Genomic DNA, 23,858 nt, shown 5'->3' on the forward strand with positions numbered 1-23,858 from the left:
CGCTTATTGCCTAAGAAATACGCGGACGTTGCTGCTCCACATAACAGACCTGCATTGCGTCTTTAATCCAGCAAATTCACTAGCGCCGCCCGACGCGGCTGCGGCGGCGCAGCATGCGCAGCGTCTCGGCCGGGTGGCCGAACACCTCGTGCAGGCGCCGATTCGCGTCGCGAACCTCCGCCACAAGATCGTCGGCGATCAGGTCGACCAGCGCAAAGGCCGCCGGATGCCCGGCCTCAAAGAGCTCCTCAAATTCGGGGCGCGTCAGCCTCAATAATTGGCTGCGCTCCAGCGCGATGCCCGCGCTGGCATGGCGCCATGAGTGAACCAGCGACGAGAGCGTCAAGAAGGTGCCCGGGGCTGCATACTGATCTTCGCGATGCCCATCTGGCTGCACGCGATAATTGATCTGCACCCGCCCCGACACCAAAATATACGCCGCGTCCTTCGCCTCTCCGGGTGACCAGATGGCCTGGCCCGGCAGCACCGTCAGCGGCTCGCAGGCCGCGACAAGCGCGCGCGCGTCGTCGGCCTGCAAGCGCGCAAAGAACGCGCTCTCCCCTATTTTGTCGAATATAACCTGCTCGGAATTGCCCATCTATTCTCCTGACGAATGCTCACGCCTTCTTGAGGCGCCCGAGCATATCGTGGACCTGGGATTCGAAATCATCGAGAAACTCCGCCGGGTCCGCGAAGACCTCGTTGACCCGGGCCTCCGTGCGGCGCCGACGCTCCCCAAGGATGCGCGCAAGCTGGAGAACCACACGGTACGCGGCCATGCTTTTGGCCTCGCGCAGCGCATGAAACGCGGCGTGGCTCAGGCGCAGAAGAGTCGCGTCCTGGGTGACCTCGACGCTCGCCGAGCGCACGCCCCCGCCGATCAGCGAAATCTCGCCAACCACCGACCCCGCCCCCAGCGTCGCCAGCTGGATATTCGCCCCGGCCGGCCCCAGTGACTGCACCTGCACCTCGCCAATCGCCACGATATAAAGGGCGTCGGCCTGGCTGCCCTGGCGAAATAACTGCGCGCCGCGCGCCACCTTCACCACCTCGCAGGCGTCGACGATCTCGGCGATTTCGGCCGCCGATAGGGCGTCAAAAAGCTCGAGACTCGCGATGATCGCCTGCGGGTCAAGCCTGTCGGAATCGTGATTCGAGCTCATCAGCCTAATACCCGAGTGGGAGGAATATGCGCCTCAGCGCCCGCAATGGAAGACGCGCTCACCGAGAACGCCACCTGTCTTAAAAATACATGCTCCGTGAGCCTATAACCCTAACGTATGCCCATGGCGCGTGACAAGATATAACTCACTTCCCCCCTCGGACACCAACAGAGATGCCCCAAAAAAACGAGGCCGCGACTCTCGCCGGAGCCGCGGCCTCATCCATTGTCTCAGGCGCCTAGGCCCGGCTTAATAATCGCTGATCTTCTCGACAAGATGCGGCCAGTCGATAAAGAAGTTCCGGTTTTTCTGGGCCTCCTCGACGGCGTCATTTCGCGCGCGCTCGGCGTCATCGACCGGGTCCAGCACGTGCCAGGCGCGCATCGCCGCCTCCTCGTCCGCCCGCATCGAATAATCGTAGACCACCGAGAAATACAGCATCGCGCGCGCCACGTTGCCCTTGTGCTCATCGCGCGGCTCAAAGCGGATCTCACCGGCGGCGTTCGCGCCGAGTTTTGACCCACCCTCGCTCCAATCAACGTCGACGACATCGTCAAAATAATAGCTGCTGCGCTTCGAGTTCGACATCGCGTCGACCACGAATAAATGATGGATATCGGACTTCGCGACCCCTGAGGCGCCGCGGCTCTGCGGCCAGGTATGCTCGGTATTATAGTCGTGGCGACTCTGCGCATCCCGCCGGCCGCTGACGAACGCCCGGCGTCCTGTATACGCGCATTCAATCTCGTCATCGGCGCCCACGTGGGCCATATCATATTCGAAAATAAAATCGCGCGCGCCGTCATAATTGAGGCTGCGATGGCTGTGATGCGTGGCCTTTAGCGCCCGTCGAAGATCATCTTCGCTCAGGTCGTCATAGGGACTCTCAGTCGCGACGGCCTCGCCGCTATCGGGGCTTGAGTCTCCGCCCGCGTCACTCTCGCCGGGGTCGACGCCCTTACACGGTCCGGCCAAACACTCGAGCACGAATTCAAACGCCGCCTCGACGTCGCTCTGGTTGGCCAATTCGAGCCGATACTCTCCCCCGTCGTAAAACTCCCAGCCGCTCTCCAAGCGGTCTTTCTGATAGGGAATATGCGCGTCTTCCCCGCTCCCCGGCGAGGAATAGACCAGGGCGCGCGTCTTGCCGGGCCGGTACATCGTTAACCGCGGGCTCCAGGCCTCGTCGCCCCTGGGGCGAAACCACATCACCACCGTGTCGCCTTCGTCGGCGATAAGCCGAAGACTCAGCGAAGCATTGGCCGCAACCACACCCTCGAAATGAGCTCCGCTGGTGTGAATGACATCCGGGACCCCCTCAGGGTTCGACTCAGCATCCGCGTTATCGGACTTCCCGCTGGAGCCACCGGTATTGGTGCCCTCCTGGGGCGCCGACGTCGCCTCGCGATGGTCCGAGTCAACGCCGCAAGCCGACACCGCAAGGGAGAGAAAAAGTACGACGAAAAACTGCTGCGAAAATCGTCTCATAAACTAACTACGGGCATGAGGAGCAAGAAAAGACCGGCTGACAGCCAACCTATATAGCATAGTCGGCGCGTGGCAGTCTCCGGTCAAAGCAGCGTCGACGAGGCTCGCCGCGCCGGGCTCACTCGGGAGCGGGGGCGCAGCGAAATTTCGCGCGGAAAGATCCCTCGGGGACCGCCCCCGGGTTTCGCCACGGAAAGACAAGCGCGTCATTGCAGACAAGCTCAATCTGGGCGCCCTGGCGACTCGCGCGGCATTGATAATCCACCATATGCCGCGCGCTCTGCGCGATGACCTGAATCATCGGATAGACCTCGCCGTCGAAGTCCACGCTGATCGCCGAGGCGCTCGCGCCGTAGCGCGCGTCTTCGGGGCCGAAGGTCATCTCGGGCACCGGGCCCAACGCGGAGGAGCCATCGCCGGGCTGAAATTCGAGGGGGAGTTGGGCGGTGAGGATATGGGACTGCTCGGCCTGGGCCTCGGTCGACAAATCGAAGGCGGCGGGCACCACGATATGAAGGGTGGTTTCTCCCGCGCGCGTCACCGGCTCGCAGGTCGCATCCATCAACTCAAAGCTGCGCATACGGGCGCCCACGGCAAAGTCCATCGTGCCGGTAGAGACGCCCGTCGGCTCGACCGAGGGGGCCTCGGTCGAGCAAGCCCCCGCGCTCGCGGCGAGCGCCGCGATAAAGAGTGCGCGACAAGCGCCTCGCCCGGGGGTTGATTTAAGGAAAGTGTCGATCACTTTTTCGCGGACTTCTTCGCTTCGGCTTTCGCCTTTCCTTCGGCCGGATGATTCTCAATGACCGTGTCGATAAGCCCGTATTCTTTGGCCTCCGCAGCGCTCATATAATAATCGCGGTCGGTGTCCTTCTCGATGCGCTCCATCGACTGGCCGGTGTGGTTGACCAGGATTTGGTTGAGGCGCTCACGCAGGCGCAGGATCTCGCGGGCCTGAATGTCGATATCGGTGGCCTGCCCGCCCATGCCGCCGCGCATCAGCGGCTGATGGATCAGGATGCGCGAGTTCGGCAGCGCGAAGCGCTTGCCCTTCTGACCAGCGGTCAAAAGCAGCGCGCCCATCGAGGCCGCCTGGCCCATGCAGATCGTCGAGATCTCGGGGTTCACATATTGCATGGTGTCGTAGATCGCCATGCCCGCGGTGACGCTGCCGCCCGGGGAGTTGATATAGAGGCTGATCTCTTTATCTGGGTCCTCGCTCTCCAGATACAGAAGTTGAGCGATGATGCTATTGGCGACATCATCGGTGACCGGCGTGCCCAAGAAAATGATCCGGTCTTTAAGCAGCCGGCTGAAAATATCCCAGCCGCGCTCGCCGCGGTGTGTTTGCTCAACTACGGAAGGAATGAATCCCATTTTAATTACCTATCAGTGAGAATATAAATTCGGAATCTATCACATTATTCAGCGACATCGTGGGCTCTCGGCGCGCGACGCCCACCGACCTCGCTTTCCATAACCAACGGGGAGCGGATTATGTTTCAACTCAGCGCGACTGTCCACCCTTGCCCCGCTTTAATATCATTCGCCCCGCGCCACGATTTTCAAGTAATCAATGGCGCGGTGCTTAAATTCGTCGAAAACCGCCGCGACGAAATGACCTCAGAAGTCTGAGATTTGGTCCACCAACTCGGGGTGATCGATAAAGAAGTTGCGGCTATTTTGCGCCTCGGCGAGTACGTCGTGGCGCGCGCGCTCGGCGGCATCGACCGGGTCGTCGATATGCCATTGGCGCAGCGTCGCGAACGTGGCGCCAGACGGCATCTCGACGCTTCCTCGCTCACCATATACCACCGCAAAATAGAACATCGCCCGCGCCACATTGCCCTTATGGACATCGCGCGGCTCAAAGACCTGATCGCCCTGCGCGCTGAAGCCGAGCTTAGAGCCACCCTCACTCCAACTTCCAGACCCCTGCACGACGCCAAAGGGATGGCTGCCGCGTCGACTATTGGCCTGCGCATCCGTGATAAAAAGATGATGCAGGTCGGCCTTGGCAACCCCGCTGGCGCCGTGGCTTTGGGGCCAGGTATGCTCGGTATTGAGATCGTGTTGGCTATACGCGTTGCCCCGCCCCGTCACGATCGCGGTTCGCCCCGTATAAACGCATTCGACCTCTCCATCGGCGCCGACATTATCCATCGCGTATTGGAACATAACATCACGCGCAGACCCATACCCCAGGTCCGTATGACAATCATGGGAGTCACGCAGCACAGCTTTGAGCGCGTCGTCGGTCAATGCACCGTAGGTCGTAAAGTCGAACACGCACGGATCAACGCTCGCGTCCTCGTCGACGTCGCCCGCGTCGCTCGCATCTTCGACGTCTTCGGCATCGCTCGTATCTTCGACATCTTCGACGTCTTCGGCATCGCTCGCATCTTCGACGTCTTCGACGTCTTCGGCATCGCTCGTATCTTCGACGTCTTCGACGTCTTCGGCATCGCTCGTATCTTCGACGTCTTCGGCATCGCTCGTATCCTCGACATCTTCGACATCTTCGACGTCACGGGCATCCTCGACGTCACGGGCATCCTCGACGTCACTGTCGCCATCGGCGTCTTGCGCCGCGTCCTGCCCGCCGGCATCAGCCGTGGCGTCACCCGTATCGGGCTCACCGGCCGCATCGGAGAGCACGTCGGCCTCGGTCACATCACCTGAATTCCCGCTGTCGTCGGAGCACGCAGGCGCCGACAAAGCGAAGACAAGAAGCAGCAGAATAAGACGGGAAAACCTTTTCATAGCACGACTTTATGGTTGGAACGTTTAATCAAAAAGCTCAGGCTCGACCAGCGCGTTTAAGACTCAGAAGTCTGAAATCTGGTCGACCAATTCGGGATAATCGATAAAGAAATTGCGACTCCTCTGCACGCCTTCAATCGCGTCGTTTCGCGCCCGCTCGGCGTCGTCGACCGGGTCGAGCACATGCCAGGCGCGCATCGCCGCTTCTTCATCGGCGTTGACCTCGTAATTATAGACCACCGAGAAATACAGAATCGCGCGCGCGACATTGCCCTTATGCTCATCGCGGGGCTCAAATCGGGTCTCGCCCGCGGCGTTGCGGCCCAACTTCGACCCGCCCTCGCTCCAGGTTACGTCCACGACATCGTCGAAGAAGTTATTGCTGCGCCGTGAGTTGACGGGCATATCGGTGATGAAGAGATGGTGCAGGTCGGCCTTGGCCACGCCCGACGCCCCGCGGCTCTGCGGCCAGGTATGCTCGGTATTATAATCATGCTGGCTCTGCGCGTTGCTGCGGTCATCGACGAACGCGGTGCGCCCGGTATAGACGCACTCGATCTGGCCAGTTGGCCCGTTATTGGCCATCTCATATTCAAAAAGAAAGTCGCGCGCCGAGTCATAGCCGAGGTCGTCATGGCCCCGATGCGTCTGGCGCAGCGCGCCCTTGAGCGAGCCGTCGGTCAACCCGCTAAAGGGGTTCTCCGGGGTGCCGTTAGTGTCCGGCTCATCGCTCCCAACATCCGGCGTCCCCAGGTCTTCGCCACTATCTTCGTCGCCCGTAGCGTCCTTCGGCTCCACGTCCGCGGAGGCCGCGTCTTTTTCCTCGGGGTCGACATCCTCCTCCCCGTTGGAGCGCCCATCTTCGGAGGCCGTATCCTGCGATGCATCCGTATTTTCACGAATATCCGACACCACGTCGGCGCTGAGCGTCTCTCTCGGCGCGTTGCTATCCGCCGAGCAGGCCGGCGCGCTGATGGCGAGCATGAGGAGAAGAAGAAACTGCTGAGAAAACCTTTTCATATCAAGACTTTATAGTTGGAACGACAAATGATTAACTGGGGTTCAACTTAGAAATTCGAAATCGAGTCGACCAGATCAGGTCGATCTATAAAGAAGTTTCGACTCCGTTGAATTCCCTCGATGGCATCGTTGCGCGCGCGCTCCGCGTCGTCGACCGGATCCTGCACATGCCAGGCCCGCAGCGTCGCCTCCTCGTCGCGCGCGACTTGATGATTATAGGTCACCGCGAAATAGAAGATCGCGCGGGCCACATTGCCCTTATGCACGTCCCGCGGCTCAAAACGCTTGTGCCCGGAAGAGTCCGAGCCGAGCTTGGAGCCGCCCTCGCTCCAGCTTGCGTTGACCACATTTCCAAAAGACACGCTTCCTCGTTTTCCGTTGGCCGCGCCGTCAGTGATAAAGAGGTGATGCAGGTCGGAGCGCGCGACCCCCGAGGCCCCGCGGCTCTGCGGCCAGGTATGCTCGGTATTATACATCGGGTTCTGATTCTGGGCGTCCAATCGCCCCTCCACGAAGGCCTTTCGCCCGGTATAGACGCACTCGATCTGGCCGACCGCGCCGACATTGGCCATATCGTACTCGAACATAAAGTCACGGGCCGGGCCGTAGCCGAGGTCTCGATGACGGCGATTGGTCTGGCGCAGCGCGCTCTTCAGGGCGCTGTCGCGCAACCCCTCGTAGGGATCTTCTTCGACCTCGGCGACATCCGCCGGCGCCGCGTCGGCCGAGACGCCGTCTTCGGAAAGAACATCTTCGGCGACATCGCCCGCGTCAGCGCCGGCGTCGACCTCAATCTGCGCGTCGGCGGTGATATCGGGCGAGTTCGTGTCGCCCGAGCCGGCGCTATCGTCGGAGCAAGCAGGCGCCGACAGCGCGGCGAATAAAAGCAATAAGCTAACAATCGAAAATCGTTTCATATGATCGGTTGGGTTTGTGGAGGAGGGCAGAAACGGCGCTGAGGTGGGATTTCGCTCCAGCGCCAGGGCACAATAGTCCTTTTCGCGCCGCGTTCCAAGAATCTTTCGTAGTCGCGCCAACAAGGGTATGAGATAAGCCGCCGAACCCGGCGGGTTTTGACGCCAGTCGACCCGCAGCGGTGGATTAAAGTAGAATGCTCCGACATGCCTTTGAACGGGCATCTGACCGGCTCAAAGTCTGTAAATTTCGTCCTCGCCCTCAAAAGCAGTCAATCATGTCTCGTCGCTTTGTTTATTTTGCGCTCATCGGCCTGCTGCTGGGCGCCCTTTTGGTGGGGCTCCCCTACGGGCTTAAGCACCTCGCCGAGCAGCAATTGCGCGCTCAATTGGACCAACGCGGCGTCGACCTGCAATGGGAAGAGCTCGCCTGGCAATGGCCCACGACGGTCGAGCTGAGCGATGTTAAATTCTCAACCCAGCGCGCGACCTTTCAAATCAGCGGGGGGATCGAACGGGTGGAGGTCGCGCTTTCCAGCAGCTCGATGCTCGGGAAGAGCGCCGAGATCGGCGATGTTTCCCTCGCCTCTGGCACGCTCAAGATCCAGAAACTCGCCGGCGACCCGGCGCTTGATAGCGCGCAAAATGACGTGGCCCCCGACAGCCCACAAACCACAGTGGCGGCTGTGGAAAACCTGTGGGCAAAGCTGTGGGAAGGGCTGGGGAAAACCGGCAACATCGAGGCAAAAGACCTTAAAATTCAACTCCTTGACGAATCCCACACCCTCCTCGAAATGCAAATCACAGAGGTGGTCTTAAGCGAGGACGCCCTTCGCGAAAACACCGCGGGTGACCCGAATTTTCTGCCCCCCTCGACCGCGCACCGAACCCTGCGCGCCCAGGGCGAAGTCGAGCTGAAGACCGCCAAATATAGCGCGATCTTCGCTCAACTCACCGCTCCCGAAAACCCCGACAGCGCGGACTTCGAATTCCCGCCCATCCCCTGGTCGCTGGACGCATACCTCGCCGCCGCCGACCAATCGATCACCCTGAAGCTCGGCGCGCCTTCGCCCGAAGACGCCCTCTTATCGCTCAACATCCCGAATATCGCCGACCTGAACCTGCACCACGTCACCGCCTCGACCGACCGCACGCTCAAGCTCGACCTGAGCGCGCACCAGGCGAGCGCGCGCCTGGGAAGCGTCGCGAAGCCGGCGCTTGAGGTTGATGTTTTGCAGATTCGGGCGACCCGGGCGTCGCCGACAGCATCCATCGCGTGGAGCATCATTGAGCCGACCCTCGCCGTCGCGCCCACGCGCCTCACCGAGCTTCAACGCAACCTCACCGACCTGCGCGATGCGCTCAAACCCGAACCGACGGCCGACGACAAACCCGCGGCGAAAAGCAACAAGTCAGGTGGCTGGCGCATGCGCCTGACCCATTGGCTGCAGCGCGGTGACCTGAGCATCGTCAACGGTCATTTTGACCTGCGCCTGGTCGAGGGCGGCGAGGTGGCCCGCGAGATCGCGCTGGTGCAGAACTTCGACGGCACGCTGCGCGACGGGCGCCTGCAAACCAAGGGCGTCTCGGCGGGCGGGCGCGTCCGGCTCGGCGCCAAATTTACGCCCGGCTCATGGCTTCCCCACGCGGTCGCCCTGGAGCTCGACAATATTCGCCTCGATGATCTCCCCGGCGTCCAGGAAGGTCGCACACTTCCCAAGCGCGGCGTGCGCGGGCGCATCGGCGGCATCATCGACGCCAACCTGCGCCTGTGGACCCACGGCGAGCTCGCCCCGGTGCGCAGCGCCACCGCGAGCGTGAACCTCGGCGGGAGCCTGACCTGGCGCGACGGCAACGTCGATATCTCGGGGCTCGCCGACACCCCCATTGACGCGATCAACGCGAGCACCGAGTTCTTGCTCTCCTGGGCCGCCAACACCTCGCGCGTCGAGTTATCCCAGGCGCGGGTTCAATACGGCCCGATCGTCGGAAACCTGCGCGGCCAATGGCGCGATTACCCGCTTGACCCGGTCCTCGACCTCGCCCTTGATATCGACGAGATCGGCTGCCAGGACGCGGTCCGCGCGCTGCCCGACGCCCTGTTGGGCGCCTACCGCGATATCGAGATCGAGGGCAAAGCCGCGCCGCGATTCTCACTGCACCTGCCGGTCTATCATCCCCGAAAGATCCGCATTCAGGTCGAGGACTTCGTCGACCTCTGCCATGTCACCGCGCTTAAGGCGCGAAAATCCGCCTGGCCCGACCTCACGATCGCCGCACACGCCGCGCCCAAGCCCGCGCCGGCTCAAAAACCCGCGCGATTTAACCCCTCAGGGCTCCTCGCCCATTTCGGCGCGGCGCCCACGCCCGCGCCCTGGCCCGCGCCGCCCTTTGTGCGTGACGAAACCTATGAATTGCCCGAAATCCCCAGCACCCATCAGCGAAATCGCTTCGACGACGTCCACTGGCTCAACCGCCCCTTCATCAAACAGGTCACCGAAGGCGTCACCGAAGAAGTCGAGGTCCTGGTCGGCCCCGGCACCCCGGACTATAAGCCGCTGCGCGACCTGCCGCCCTATGTCGGCGCCGCGGCCTACCTCAGCGAAGAGATGGAGTTCTACGAGAACCACGGCATCGATCTGGGGCTGATTCAGCGCGCGCTGCGCATTGATTTCGAGAAGGGCCGCTTCGTCTACGGCGGCTCGACCATCACCCAGCAATTGGTCAAAAACCTGTTCTTATCGCGCGATAAAAAGCTCGCGCGCAAATTCAAAGAGGCGCTGATCTCCTGGCGCATCGAGGACACCGTGCCGAAGTGGCGCGTGCTCGAGCTGTATATCAACGTCATCGAATACGCCCAGGATATCTACGGGATCGGGCCGGCCGCGCGCTATTATTTCGACAAGGACGCCGCCGATCTCACCCCGCGCGAGGCGGTCTTTTTGGCCGTGCTCAAGCCGGCGCCCTGGTACGGCGACCGCTTTCGCCGCCGCCGCTCAACCCCCACCAAACATTGGTGGTTCGACCGAATGGGCGAGATTATGGGGCGCCTGGTCGATAAGGGATATCTCACCGCCGAGCAGGCAGAGGCCGAAAAACCCTATATTCTTGAATGGGATAAAGACGGTCGCTATATCCCCGCGGCTGCGCCGGCGGTCGCCGTCGAGCCAGCCGAGCCCGAAGCGGCCCCCCGAAACACAGCCCCTCAGGGCATGGATCTTGCGCCCCATATTACGGACAGCGCCAACCCACCCGGCGACGAGCGCGATTAGAGTCAGAAGGGGTAGGACTCCGCGCGAAGCACGGCTTCGGCGATCTGGCGCTCCAGCGCGATCTCATCGATGCACACCGGCAGGTCAAAACGCTCAACCGCGGCAGGGTCGGCGCCAAGATGGTTGAGCAGGCGCGCGGCGCGCTGCCGAATCGCCTGGGCCGACTGACTGATCTGCAGCCGCGTGACCGCCTGTTTGAGCGCGACCTCGCCGCCGGCGCCCTGCGCCAGAACCTGCTGCGCGCGCAACAGCGTCGAGTCGATCGCGAAGAGCGCGATGGTCATATCGGCCAGGTCGAGCAGAATCTCCTGCTGCTCCCGAAGATCGGCCATATGCTTTTGGATGGCCTGATTGAGCGTATAGAGCACCAGCTTCTGGGCCGCCTCGCTCAACCGCGCCTCAAGCGCCATTCGCTCGCCGCTGGCCTGCCCTGGGCCAAACGCGTCGCCCTTGGCGTCATCTTCTTGAAGCGTCGACAGCACCCACTCGATCATCTCAAAGAGGTTGAGCTGCCCCTTCATCGTGCGCTTGAGGATCATGCTGGGGATCAACATGCGGTTGATCTCATTGGTCCCCGCCGAGATCCGACTGGCCTGGGCGTCGCGGAAGATGCGCTCGACCTCGCAGTCGCGCTCATAGCCGCGGCTGCCGAAGATCTGCAGCGCCTGGGCGCTCAAAAAGACCGCCGCGTCGGCGCCAAAGACTTTTATCATCGCGGCCTCAACCGCGAACTCATCGATCGCCCCGAGGGCATCGGCGCGGTAGCTATCCGCCTCGGCGTCGAGCAACTCCAGGCGCGCGTCCACCGCCCCGGCCACCCGGTAGCACATCGACTCAAGCGTCCAGGCGCGGGTCGCCATACGGGCAAGCTTCGAGCGAATCGCCCCGAACTCCGCGATCGGCTGGCCGAATTGGCGCCGCTGCTTGGCGTAGCTCGCCGCGAGCATCAACGCGCGCTTGCAGGTCCCAAGCGAGGTCGCGGCGGCTTCGACCCGCTCGAAATTCAGCGTATTAAACGCGACCTTATGCCCCTTGGCCACCGCGCCAAACACATTGGCCGCCGGCACCGAGACGGCGTCGAACTCGACCGGAAAGACCGGCGCGGCCCGCAGCCCCATCGTCTCATTGGGCGCTCCCACCGTGACGCCGGGGCGGTCGCGCTCGACCAGAATCGCGCTGAATTTCGTGCCGTTTATCTGGCAGAAGACGATAAAGACATCGGCGATATCGGCGTTGGGGACCCAGGTCTTTGAGCCGCTCACCGCGTAGCTTCGGCCGTCGGCGGCTTCGCGCGCGACCGTCTTGGCGGCGAGGGCGTCTGAGCCGCTCTGCGCCTCGCTGATCGCGTAGGCGACCACCGCCCGGCCGCGCCCGATCTTCGGCAGCCAGGTCGCCTTTTGCTCGGCGCTGCCAAAGAAGAGCAGCGGCAAAATACCCGTGCTGATCTGGGCGCTGAAATTGGCCGCCCAGCCCGGATAATGCCCCAGGTTTTCGGCGATGCGCATGCACCCGCTCAGATCGGCGTCTGCCCCGCCAAAAGGGCGCGGCAGCGCGGCCGACAGCAGCCCAATCTCCCCCGATTTCTTCAGCGTCTCCTTCCGCGCGTCGAGGTCCTGTGCCTCCAACAACGCGGTCTTCCCAAAGATCTCCTCGCGCACAAACGCCTCGGCGAGCCGCGCGAATTCGCGCTGCGCGGCGCTGGCCGCCTCGGGCGTGCGAATCACCTCAACCCGCGGCTTTTGGGTCAAAAAACCGCAACCCTTCGGCCCCTGATTTGCGCGATTTTCGGGCATAATTGTTGCTCCTCGGGCTCTGCAATATCGGCGGATGACTCACTAATCACTTCTCTGCGATTTATATCATAATCCTCAGCGCGTCGAATACCTTTTGCCCTCAAAAACTCCCCGGACCCAAGAAAAACGAAAGCCCCCCAGATAACCGGGGGGCTTTCGTCTTCGGTGTTGAACGCGCCGACTTTAGTTCGGCGCGCTCAATTTATATGCTTCCTCCTCAGTCACAGACGAGCTCGATGCCCAGGGAGTTAAACGTGCTATCAGTCGAGCAGTTATAGCCGACGGTGAGCACCCATTCTCCGGTGCCAACTTGCCCGTGGAAGACGCTCAACGGGCCTCCGTGAGGGGTCAACGTGTCGGGATAACGGCCCACCAGGCTCTTCTGGGTCGAGCCGTCGGCTGCGCGATGCAGCTCAAGCTCGGTACCCTCCGGGCTGATCAGCGTGAGGTTCAACTCATCCTTCCACGCATCGGCGGCGACGCTATATTCGGGGGCGTTGCTGCTTCGCTTCACCTCCAGATAATAGGCGCCCTGAGGCGCGTTGGAGAGGACCAGATCATTGCTCATTACGCCGCCAGCGATGCGGTTGAGCGCGCCGTCCAGGAGCTGCCACGAAGCCGACGAGGTCGGGTTGGCGCCCAGGCGCTCCACGCTGAACGTGATGATCTGATCGAGGGGCTGATCGGCGGCCAACTCGAACATATAATAGTCGGTGTCATAGGAGTACGGGACATAGCCGAAGACGCTGGCGCCGCCCAGGAGCGCGTCGAGCTCGAAGCTCGTCGCCGCGGCCTCGGACTCGTTGGGCTCAACCTCAACAAGCCCCGTCTCGACGCGACCCGAGAGCCTATATTTCTTATCCGACACGCCACCCTGGCGGCTGGTCTCAAGATAATAGGTTTGTGATGCGACCAGGTCGCTCGCCAAGACGACGTATCCATCCTGCACAGCCTCTGGATAGGTCACGCTCACCTCGGCGTCACTGCTATCGCGCAGCACACTGGTATAGCGCTCAAAGCCGCTGATCTCCTGGTCGAGCTGGAAGACCAATACCTCATCATCGGCAAGATCTGCGTCCAAGTTGATGGCGAAGATATCCACGTCGCTGCTGATGCCGATCATGCCCTTATTCAGGTCAAGCGGCGTCGCGTTTGCGGCGGTGTCGTTCGGCTCCACCTCGTAATCCGGGGCGTCGGCGAAGGTGAAGTTCATCTCGTAAGACGGCACCTCATCGACGGCTTCGATCTGCAGCAACATCGTGCCCGCCGGGACGATTTCGTCCGAAACAACCTCAACACCGCTCGACCTGAACGAGGCGAGTTTGGCGTTGGAGGCATCGAGGAAATGCAGGTCCAGGTTCTCGCCGTTCGGGGTCGAAACCTCGCCCGAAATAGTCGCCGGCGTATCGAGCGACAGCAGGTAGAATTCGGAGCGCTTCGCCTCGAGCAGCTCGCTCGCCGATTCGCTGAGCGTCTCACCGACTTCGAACGCGCCCAGATCTTTGGGCGTCGCCGTGGTCACGGTCACCGTGGCCTCGGTGATATTCGACGAATAGAAGGAGCTGGAGTTATCCAGGTGAAGGATATAGGTCCCACCGGTTTCGCTATACCAATAGCGATAGCTCGTCCCCGCTTGCTGCGACGCGCTATCGAGCACAATATCGCCGCTGGCGCCCCTCAGCGTGGTCTTAACCGTCTCGCCCTCGGCATTGTTCTGGGCGATCTCGATGACCTGACCGGCGTTCACCGTGAAGACATATTGGAAGTCGCCGTAGCGCGGGATGTCCTGAGGCGTGGTGGTCGTGGCCTCATCGTCTCCCAAGACCCCGACATACTCGTAATTTTCGGCCCGCTGGCTGCTCAGCTCAAAGCTCGCGCCCGTGGTCTGCATCGACGCCCAATCGACCACCGCGAAGAGCTCGCCGCTGGCCGGAATCACCGCGTCGATCGAACCCGCCACCGACAGCGGCGCCGCCGTGACCAACTCGGTTTCGCTATTCCACAGGGTCAAAATACCCTGCGCGCCCGGCTCACTGGCCTGAACGCGGATCGTCACCAGGTCGCCGGCGTCATAGCCAGTGATCGAATAATAGTGGTCGCTCAGCGAACCATAGTCACCGATGAGGTGGTTGGCGTTGAGGTTAAACTCCGCTCGCACCGGCGTATCAATCTGGGTCAATGACCCGACATATCCCCAATCATCTGCCCTGACGGCGAAGTCAGAAAACTCACTCGAGAGCGGCAGCACCTCCAGGGTATAGGCACCGTCGGCCGGAACGACGACCTGGCGCGCCGAGCCGTGGCCCGCGATCGCCGGGCTCGAGCGCAGATAACCGTTGGGGCCTTTGACCCGAAAGATAGGGCTGGGCATGCCGGTGGATTGCATCGAAAGCTCGAACCAATCGCCGGCCACAGCCTCGAAGGTGAAGACGTCGATATCCTGGTCCAGCTCGCCGTCCTCGTCGAGGTCTACGGGCGCGCCGATCGTCCCCTTAAAGATCGTTGCGTCACCCAATCCTTTGAGCGTCAGCGCCTGAGCGGTGCCCCCAAAAGCCGGGTCATTATTCTCGACCTCGGTGACATCCGCCTTGCTCACCAAATCTTCGGCCGGGCTCACGCAGAATCCGTCGACGATGACGTCGCCGACGCTGCAAGAGAACCCGGGGAGGCAAAGCCCGCTGTCTTCATTAAAAACGGTGCCCTCATCGCAGACCTCGGAGGTCGGCACACAGCTATTGCTCGATCCGTCAAAGACGGTGCCAGGGGCGCATTCGCGGTCACCCGCCACGCAGACCCCAGAGTTCGGGTCGAGCGTCTCACCGGCCTCGCAGGCGTCGGGTGACACGACACAACGACCGTCTTCATCCGGCGTGGTCATGGGGCCACAGACCTCCGGGGCCGGCACACAGACGCCGTTCTCGCTGACGGTCCCCGCGCCGCAGGTTGACCCATCTCCCCCGAGATCCGCGACGCACTCGCCGTCCTTCTCGGTCGTCCCATCCCCGCACTCAGGGCCTCCACAACCAACCAGCGACAGCGTGGACAAAGCCAACGCGCTCATCAAAAAAATGAGTCGAAACTGCGTCTTCATCAGACTTCCTTGTTCTAGTGATTATTAATTTCTGCGCGCGCAGACAAATCAGCGTGTGAACACTGCACACACGCACACTTCCCGACGCCTCCGTTCGGAGCGCGGGCCTGGTTAGGAGACTGAAATTTCAGGGATTTTCAAACGATAAAAGGACAATATCTCGGCGAAGGCAGCCGAAATGGCTGGAGACCCGAAGATATGGCCCAATGAAACCGGACGACGCTGAAAGCGAGCGCAAACATGCTCGGAGGAAAACTCCTCGCGCTTAGAAGTCGCCGGGCGTCGCGGATATTCTCGACACAATGAAATTCGAGAAGTTTTCGCTTCGTCGATTCACCGATCGACCTGCGGCGGCGGGGTTAAGCTAAGATTCCCAGAAATACCAAAGCCCCCGATTTCTCGGGGGCTTTGGTGCTCCGGCTGAGCCTATCGGCGCGAGACCGGCGGGCTCAGGTTAGGCGTTCGGGCTCAGTCGCACGTGATATAAACGCTGAATGAGTTGAACATGCCGGCAATACCACCGGCGGTATCAGCGGCATATAATTGCCACTCGCCGTTGGCGTCCTCACCGACGAAATCGGCCAGAGTACCCGGCCCTTCAACGGTCAGATCCGCCGGGTAATTACCCACCAGATCACTGGCGCTGCCACCGGAGCCGTCATGCAGACGCACGGTCGTTCCCTGCGGGCTGATCAGATCAACCACCAGGTCTCCACGCCAGCCATGGGTAATGTTGACGTCGACGCTAACCTCGGAAATGGGGTCAACGCAGCCGGCGATGGTCGCCTTGGCGACGTGACCGGCCGAGTCATTATCAGCGATGACTCCCGAGGTCGTGTCGCTTGCGGAGACGAAGCCGGGCTCCCACTCACAGGTGTTCGTGCAGCGCGGCGCGCCGTCGCACATCTCGCCGGGCTCCAACACTCCGTTGCCGCACACGCTCACGGTTTCTTCGGCCACGATCTGATAGACCAGGCTATTATAGCTGGTGCTATTGCTTCGCGTCAGCTCCAGATAGTAGGTGCCCTGAGTCAGGCCACTAACCATCAGTTGGCCGTCGATACCGGCCGCCGCCACTTCAGCCAGCGAGCTGTCGAGCAGTCGCCACGAGGCAGCAAAAGTCGGGTTGGTTCCCAGACGCGAGATGCTGAACTTAAGCATCTCGTCGCTCGCCTGGTCAGCGGCGAGGTCGAAGGTGAAATAATCGACATCGGTATCCGACGGCAGCATTCCGAAGGCTCCAGCGCCACCGATAAGCGCGGTCAAATCGACGCTAGTGGCCTCGGTGTCGGTTTCGTTCGGCTCGACCTCGAGCACGCCGGTCTCGACGCTGGGGGTGATCGTATAACCTTTGCTCGGGTTGCTATACGACGCGTAGTCGCGCACGATTTCGAGATAATAGGTCTCCGATGCCAGCAGATTCGCGGCCATCGAGACGCAGCCTTCTTCGACCCCTTCGGGGTGATTGATGCCCAGCGGGTTGCCGCTGCTGTCTCGGATGGTGCAGATATACTCGTCGGTGCCGGAGCTATCCTGCTCGAGCTTGAGGATCAACACCTCATCCGCGCCCATATCGGCGGCGGGGCTGAACGAGAACACGTCGACATCGTCCGAGTCGCTACTCACGCCGACCATCGCCTTGCTCAGGTCGAACGCAGTCGCCGTCGCGATGGTTTCGTTGGGCTCAACCTCGATGGAAGGGGCCTCTGCGAACGCCAGGTTGACATCGTACGAGGAAATAAGCTCCGAGGCGCTGACCTGAAGCAGCATCGTCCCCGCCGCCACCAGTGTGCCGGTGATGGTCTCAGCGCCCGTGGTAACGAACGAGTTCACCTGCTCGCCGGCCGCGTCAAGGATATAGACGTCGACATCTTCGTCGTTGGGGGTCGTCACGTCACCGGTCAGCGTGACATTCTCGTTGAGCGTCAGAATGTGGAAATCGGAGCGACCGTCCTGAAGCTCGTCGGTGACCGACGCGCTGACCGTGTCGCCCACACCGGCTGCGCCCAGATCATTCGGGGTCAGGGTGTTGATGGTGACCTTGGCATCGGTAAGCGGGCTGGAGCTGAACCCGGAATTGTCGAGCTCGAGGATGAACGTGCCGCCGGTCTCGGTATAGTGATAGCGGTAGCGCGTCAGGCTCGTATAGGCCTCATTGATATAAACGTTGCCGCTGACATCCCGCAGGGAGATGTCGACGGCGTCGCCTTCGACGTTGAAGTGCGAGATCTCGATGACCTGACCGGCGCTCACGCTAAAGGTGTAGCTCTGCACCGCCGCGCTGCCGATGGTCGTGGGGGTCGAGCTGGCGGACCCGTCATTCTCGATGGTGCCGATGGCCTCGAAATTATCGGCCCGCTCACTGCTGATCTCGAAGGTCGCGTCGGTGCGCAGCGCGAAGGACCAATCGACCGCGATGAGCAACTCACCGCTGGGCGGGATGACCATCTCGAACGTATCACCCGCCTCAAACTCGACATTGCCGGCGAAATCGGTGGCGCTATTCCACATGCTGAAGACGCCGTCGGCGCCATCTTCGCTCGACTCAATCGTCACCGTGACCAGGTCGCCGGCGTCATAGCCGGTCACCGAATAATAGTGGTCGCTCAGCGAGCCAAAGTCGCCGGTCAAGGTGTCGGCGTTGAGGTTGAACGCGCTCGGAGCGGGCGTGTCGATCTGCTTAAGCGAGCCGACATAGCCCCACTCGTCGCCACCGGCCGGGAAGTCGGTATAGAATACCGACAAGGGCAGGACGGTGATCGAATAGGTGCCGTCGGCCGGCAGCAGGAGCTGGCGCGCCGAACCCGGTCCAGCGATCGCCGGGCTGACCCGGAAATATCCATTGGGGCCTTCGACGAAGAAGACGGGGCTGACGGCGCCGGTGGATTGAACCGAGAGCTCAAACCAATCGCCAGCCGACGCCTCAAACGTGTAGACGTCGACGTCCTGGTCCAACTCGCCATCCTCGTCGAGATCTTCGGGGGCGCCGATCGTGCCGGTGAATACGGTCGCCGAGCCGGGGCCTTTGAGCGTCAACGCCTGGGCGGTGCCGCCGAGGGCCGGGTCGTTATTCTCAGCTTCGGTGAGATCCGCGCTGGCGGCCAATTCTTCGGCCGGGCTGGCGCACACACCGTCAACGATCACGTCGCCGACGCTGCAGGCATAGCCGGGCAGGCAAAGGCCACTGGCGTCGTCAAAAACGGTGCCTTCGTCGCAGACATCGGCGGTCGGAACACAGGTGCCCGTGTTTCCGTCAATCGCCGTGCCCTCGCCGCATTCCGCGGTGCCGGCGACGCAATTGCCCGTGTTGGGGTCCAGCGTTGCGCCGTCTTCACAGGCGTCCGGCGCGATCACGCAGCGGCCCTGGTCGTCTTCGGTGGTCTTGGGGCCGCAGGAGACCGTCTCGGAAGGAACGCATGCGCCGTTCTCCTCAACCGTGCCCGCGCCACAGGTGATGCCACCTTCGCCGCCTGCTTCGGCAACACATTTGCCATCTTTCTCCGTCGTGCCGTCCCCGCATTCGGGTCCGCCGCAACCGACGGCGGGCAACGAGGCCAGCGCCAACGCGCCCATCAACAATACAAGTCGTAACTGTGCTTTCATCAGACTTCCTTGCTTATAAAGTAACTGAACTTCTGCAACTGCTTATTATTCGACGAGCGAATACTACACGTACATCGCCCTCGTTTCCAACCCTGTTGCCCCCCAATCAATTGAAAAAGCACATCTTTTCACACAAAAGCGCCCCACAACCCTAATATTTGAGTCGTGAGGCGCGAACACAATGAAATAAGCAGCGAATGGGCGCGCCTAGAGAAAGGAGCGCAGTCGGCCCGTCAGCGCATCGAATCGCGCCCGGTCCCAGTCTTCGGACGGGCTATAGGCAAGCGCCGACGCCTTTTTACCGACGCTGATCTTCTCGATCGCCGCCCAATCATCGAGCAGGCGCACCGCGTTCTTAAAGGTCGGCTTCGAGATCGACTCATAATAGAAGATCTGGCCGGCCGCATAATCCGCCCGTGATTTTTTAAGCGCCTTCTTGATCAGCGCGTCGCGCTCCCAGCGGGCCTCGCTCTGGGCGACCATCTCGACGACCAGGGCGTAGGCCTCCAAAAGACTGGCGACCAGGCGCGCGAAGAAGTTGAGCTCGGCCGGGAACGGGTCGGGGATGCGCACCCGCGCGCCCACCACCGCCTCGCGGGGGTCCTGATCGTCCTTAAATCCGTCGAAGCCCTCGACCTCCACCCAACCCGCCGCCTCGAACCCGCGCAGCGTGCGCAAAAAGACGTTCTCAAATTGGGCGCGCTCCTCATAGATCCACTCAAATTTGAACAGCTTGCTCAAAAAGCGGGTCTCCTCCATGAGCTCGGCCATCGAAATATCGGTGGCCTTGAATTTGCGCACCGCGCTGGCGAGCAGGGCCTGGGCGACGAAATAGTGCACGATATTATTGCGATAATAGGCAAGCTCCGGGCGCGACTCCTCGGGGACGCTATAGAACACATCGTCGCCGACCCTCTCGACCCGAACCTGCTTATTATCCGTGAACAGACCGATCGCCTCCTCGATCACGCTCTCGACCGCGTCGCCCATCACCGACTCAAGGCCACCCGCGGCGCTCGGGCGCGAGTCATTCCCGCTCAACTTATCCAGGCTCGGCCAGCGCGCGCGCGCGCCCGCGCTGCGAAGCGCCGCCAATTGCGCGTCGAACTCCTCGAGCCCCTCGGTCAGGGTCCCCGAGATGCGCGCCGGCTCTTCGCGATTGATCAGCAGATGCAGGATAAACCCGACCTCGTCGAGCAGCAGGCGCCGCGAGATCCCCGCCGGCTGGCCGCTGTCCGCGTCGCCATCTTTCAGGCTGATATTCGACAGCAATGCCATCGCCGCCAGCGCCGTCGGCGTGACCGTGGCGACGTGGTTGATCTCGTAGATGATCCGATGCGCCAGGCGCACCGTCACCGCGTCCATATCTTCGTCGGAGGGGCGCAGGTGGTCGATCTCATAGAGGTCGAGATAGTCGCCCAGGCTGATCGGGTCGCCGAACTCAATATAGAGGCGCCCGTATTTACTGGTCAGAAATTTGGGCGTCTTGAGCAGCCCGGTGATGCCCTCTTTTTGCTTCTCCCCGCCGAGCAGCTCCCGCCGATAGGAGCGCTCCTCGATGATCCGCTCATAGCCCACCGAGATGGGCACCAACTTCAGCGAGTCGATGCGCCCCGAGGTATAGGCCCGGATGATCATCTCGAGCATGCCGTATTTCGGCTTGATCAACTTCCCGGTGCGGCTGCGCGTGCCCTCGATAAAGAACTCAATGGGGTAGCCCTCTTCCATCTGGCTGATCAGATACTCGCGAAAGACCAGCGGGTATAACTTCTCGCCGCGGAAGGTGCGCCGAATAAAGAAACCACCGGCCCAGCGAAATAGCGGGCCCATCGGCCAAAACGAGAGGTTCACGCCGGCGGCTACCAGCGGGGTCACCATCCCGTAATTATACATAATATAGCTCATCACCAGATAATCGACGTGGCTCTTATGGCTGGGGATCAGCACGATGCTGCTGTCGCGCGCGGCCTCCTTGACCTTCTCAAGCCCCTCGGTATCCAGGTCCAGACCGTCATAGATGCGGTACCACACGAAGCTGAGCACCGACGCCCAGATCTTGAGCATCAGCGGGCTCGGCGAGGCGGCGATCTCGTCGAATTGCTCGCGCACCCGCTCGCGGATGACGGCCTCGTCGACGCCTTCTTCGGCGGCCATCTCGCGCACCGCCTCGATCAGCGCCGGCCGGTTGATCATCTGCTTATAGAGCACCTCCGGCGCCTCGCCGGTGGGCCCCAGGATGACGCTGCGCTCGCGCTCCAGATAGTTGAGCAGGCGCGCGCGCAACAATTCCGAGGCGTCCGCGCTGCCCGCGTGCGGGTATTCGCGCAGGAAACTCTCCAGATTCAGCGTGGTCGAGATCTGCACCATCGGCTGGCCGATCTTAAAAAAGCTCTGCCAGAAGGTCTGAAAGAAGGAGAGAAATTTGCGGAAGAACCCGGGGCGCTGCGGCGTGCCGAACACCTCCTGAATCAACCCGGCGCGCTTGGGGTCCGGGCGCTTCTCCCAGACCAACAAAAGCGGCACGACGATGATCGGGCGCGCGCTGTGTTTTTGCGCGTGGATAAGACGAGTCAGGTATTTTTGGCTGAATTCGTAATTTTCTTCGGCGCCTTTTTTGGATTCTTCCAAAAAGAGAAAGGCCGCCTGGTTATTCTCCACCAGCGCCTGCATGCAAAGCTCGGGCGCCTCGGCGGGCTTGCGCCGAAAAAGCTGCTTTAGCCAGGCGAAGGGGCCGCGCACCCAATTGGTGTTGACGCCGTTGGCGTATTGGGCCAGGGGCAGGTCATTTTTAAGGAAGAGATAATTAAAATACAGATAATCGAGGAAGCTGCGCGACTGCATCACATACACCGGCGTGCCGGTCTCGGCGACGTCGCGCAGATTGTCGCGGTTGCGCTGCCCAAAGAGCACATGGGTAAATAGGATCGACCCGATGAGCCGCAGCAGGCGCCCGGTGACCCGCAGCATCGCCGACTTGTGGGGGCGCTCTAACAACCGCGCTGCCAGCGCCGCGTGCTCGGTGCGCACCACCTCCAGTTCACTGGTCTGCGTGACCTCGGACTCCTCGTCCAGGCGCGGCAGATCCGCCGGCAGCGTCGACTCACGCGGCTTCTTGGTCACTGATTCAGACTCCGACACGCCCGGCTCAGCCGCGTCCGCGCGCGCCACCTCTTCTGAGGGTTGCGGGTCCTTCTCGTAATTTTGAATTTCGCGATCCACCGTCAAGGTTAGCTGCCCTATCTAAAGTATGCGCTTGAAGCGGTTCAATAGTCACTCCATCCAATCCCTACAACACGTCCCTGGCTTTCGCACCCCAAAAAGCGGCGCTCTCTTCGGATTTAGGGGAGCTGGCCAAACTCGGGAGCATCTCAACGATTGCGATTTTCGCTGTGGCGTGCTAATGCCCACGCTCTAGAGCCCCTTGCCAAGGATGCGGCATCGCGAATAAGTTAGGGCCTTTACTCGTTGGACACCTGAAGTAGCCGCGTGCGAGCCACGCGGAACGTTGTTGGCGGCCCCCGCTGCACACACCTCTTCAAACACACAGTCCTACACCCATACCAGTGCGCTCCAAAGCAACTTCGCGTTGCGTTCTGGCCGGTTCACACCCCCCACCCGGAGGTTTCGGTTGAATACGACCACTTTTCTAAAACGTCATCTTGATGCCTCGGACGAGGAGATACTTCGACTCATCGAGATGGCCACCAACGCGCTCGTTGAAAGCACCGATTACCCGGCTGGCGGAAATCCCGAGGAGCGCGTCTGGCGCTACCTGCAATACCCGTATTATCTGGGACTCTTCGCGCGACGCGTCGTCGCGGCAGAGGGCATTTCCAACCACGTCAAAGAAAAACTGTGCCACGCCTGCCTTCAGGTCAATTTGCACCTGGAAGAAGGCCAAGAGCCCGGCCCCGGCCTCTTTATGTTGACGGCCTGGCTGGGGACTCACTCCCTGCTGACCCGCCGCGACTACCTCGGATTGCGCCGCGGCATCATCTGGCTGCCGCGGCTGACCTCGAATTACGAGGAGCATGAGGAATACCTCATCCCGGCCTGCCGCGGCATCTTCACCAACTTCAAGATCAGCCGCGAGGAGTCCATCGAGATTATCTTGATGGTCCTCACCGCCAAAGAAGCCATCGGCGCGCGCGGCCGCCCGATCTTCGACTTCCTGATGAGCCTGGACGCGCTCAATAAGACGCTCAAGCGCGAGGTCTGCAATATCGTGGTCGAGAACGCGATTCCGTTCCCGCGCGGCGAATACGAGCACCCGCTCGAGTGCAACTCCCAGGAGCAAGACCGCCTGAGCATCCGCTTCTTGCCCGGCAGCGTGCGCCGCCGGGCCGTGGTGTGGCTGGCCCGATTGGGCGGCGACCCGATGGACCTGCTCAAAAAGTTGCTCAAGCCGGGGACGGTGCGCGGCTACGGCGGCGACCATGTCGCCAGCGGCGCCCTGGACCTGCTCGACGAGCAATGGGAAAATATCGAAGAGCAAACGCGCCTGGCCCTGCTCGCCAAAGCCGCCGACCTGCCCGACACCTCGGTCCGGAAGCGCGCTTATATCCTCGGCGAGAAATATATGGGCATGGAATTCCTCGAGCAGTCGCTTGATGACAAGGCCAAGAGCCTGCGTGAATGGGCGCGCGAGCGCCTGGAGCGACGCGAGGTGGAAGGTCCGCCCTCCATCGAGCAATTGCAGGCGGAGCTCGAAGAAGAGATCGAAGAATAACGCGCGCATCCCGCTCCCGAGGAGC

Annotated in this window: 14 protein-coding genes; 2 read left to right on the forward strand and 12 right to left on the reverse strand. The window is 61.6% G+C overall.

Going from position 1 to position 23,858, the window contains the following annotated elements; genetic code table 11:
- Positions 1 to 79 precede the first annotated feature (79 nt).
- The 8 genes from DN745_RS15330 to DN745_RS15365 form a co-directional block, all read right to left on the reverse strand.
- On the reverse strand, positions 80 to 598 hold the full coding sequence (locus tag DN745_RS15330; RefSeq protein ID WP_111336170.1) for a Crp/Fnr family transcriptional regulator: 519 nt from the start codon (positions 596 to 598) through the stop codon (positions 80 to 82).
- Between the two features lie 19 nt (positions 599 to 617).
- Positions 618 to 1,163, reverse strand: coding sequence for a cyclic nucleotide-binding domain-containing protein (locus tag DN745_RS15335; RefSeq protein ID WP_111336172.1), 546 nt, complete (start codon positions 1,161 to 1,163; stop codon positions 618 to 620).
- A gap of 249 nt (positions 1,164 to 1,412) precedes the next feature.
- Positions 1,413 to 2,651: an endonuclease I family protein gene (locus DN745_RS15340; RefSeq protein WP_111336174.1), complete on the reverse strand. Its 1,239-nt coding sequence runs from the start codon at positions 2,649 to 2,651 to the stop codon at positions 1,413 to 1,415.
- A 118-nt stretch (positions 2,652 to 2,769) separates the two neighbouring features.
- On the reverse strand, positions 2,770 to 3,393 hold the full coding sequence (locus DN745_RS15345; RefSeq protein WP_111336176.1) for a hypothetical protein: 624 nt from the start codon (positions 3,391 to 3,393) through the stop codon (positions 2,770 to 2,772).
- A complete protein-coding gene (gene clpP / locus DN745_RS15350; protein WP_111336177.1) occupies positions 3,390 to 4,025 on the reverse strand; it encodes an ATP-dependent Clp endopeptidase proteolytic subunit ClpP in 636 nt (211 codons plus the stop codon). The genes DN745_RS15345 and clpP overlap by 4 nt, the downstream gene beginning before the upstream one ends.
- Before the next feature lie 246 nt (positions 4,026 to 4,271).
- Positions 4,272 to 5,411 carry an endonuclease I family protein gene (locus DN745_RS15355; protein WP_133622158.1) on the reverse strand — a complete coding sequence of 380 codons (1,140 nt, stop codon included), beginning with the start codon at positions 5,409 to 5,411 and terminating at the stop codon, positions 4,272 to 4,274.
- 63 nt (positions 5,412 to 5,474) lie between these two features.
- Complete coding sequence (locus DN745_RS15360) at positions 5,475 to 6,431, reverse strand: endonuclease I family protein (RefSeq protein WP_111336180.1); 957 nt, start codon at positions 6,429 to 6,431, stop codon at positions 5,475 to 5,477.
- Positions 6,432 to 6,478: 47 nt separating this feature from the next.
- On the reverse strand, positions 6,479 to 7,348 hold the full coding sequence (locus DN745_RS15365; RefSeq protein ID WP_133622157.1) for an endonuclease I family protein: 870 nt from the start codon (positions 7,346 to 7,348) through the stop codon (positions 6,479 to 6,481).
- A gap of 275 nt (positions 7,349 to 7,623) precedes the next feature.
- Here DN745_RS15365 and DN745_RS15370 point away from each other — a divergent pair, with 275 nt between their 5' ends.
- Positions 7,624 to 10,617 (forward strand): biosynthetic peptidoglycan transglycosylase, encoded by a 2,994-nt coding sequence (locus DN745_RS15370; RefSeq protein ID WP_162687711.1) that lies wholly within the window; start codon positions 7,624 to 7,626, stop codon positions 10,615 to 10,617.
- 2 nt (positions 10,618 to 10,619) lie between these two features.
- Here DN745_RS15370 and DN745_RS15375 read toward each other — a convergent pair whose 3' ends face one another.
- From DN745_RS15375 to DN745_RS15390, 4 genes are all read right to left on the reverse strand, one after another.
- Positions 10,620 to 12,410 (reverse strand): acyl-CoA dehydrogenase family protein, encoded by a 1,791-nt coding sequence (locus DN745_RS15375; RefSeq protein WP_111336184.1) that lies wholly within the window; start codon positions 12,408 to 12,410, stop codon positions 10,620 to 10,622.
- A 217-nt stretch (positions 12,411 to 12,627) separates the two neighbouring features.
- On the reverse strand, positions 12,628 to 15,501 hold the full coding sequence (locus tag DN745_RS15380) for a tumor necrosis factor receptor family protein (protein WP_111336185.1): 2,874 nt from the start codon (positions 15,499 to 15,501) through the stop codon (positions 12,628 to 12,630).
- A gap of 468 nt (positions 15,502 to 15,969) precedes the next feature.
- Positions 15,970 to 19,104, reverse strand: a complete 3,135-nt coding sequence (locus tag DN745_RS19605; RefSeq protein ID WP_204355014.1) for a proprotein convertase P-domain-containing protein — start codon at positions 19,102 to 19,104, stop codon at positions 15,970 to 15,972.
- Between the two features lie 207 nt (positions 19,105 to 19,311).
- Entirely contained in the window at positions 19,312 to 22,323 is a 3,012-nt protein-coding gene (locus tag DN745_RS15390; protein ID WP_133622156.1) for a 1-acyl-sn-glycerol-3-phosphate acyltransferase, read from the reverse strand.
- Positions 22,324 to 22,732: 409 nt separating this feature from the next.
- Here DN745_RS15390 and DN745_RS15395 point away from each other — a divergent pair, with 409 nt between their 5' ends.
- Positions 22,733 to 23,833, forward strand: coding sequence for a hypothetical protein (locus tag DN745_RS15395; RefSeq protein WP_133622155.1), 1,101 nt, complete (start codon positions 22,733 to 22,735; stop codon positions 23,831 to 23,833).
- The last annotated feature ends 25 nt before the right edge of the window (positions 23,834 to 23,858 follow it).

The organism is Bradymonas sediminis (genome assembly GCF_003258315.1).
Lineage (GTDB): Bacteria > Myxococcota_A > Bradymonadia > Bradymonadales > Bradymonadaceae > Bradymonas > Bradymonas sediminis.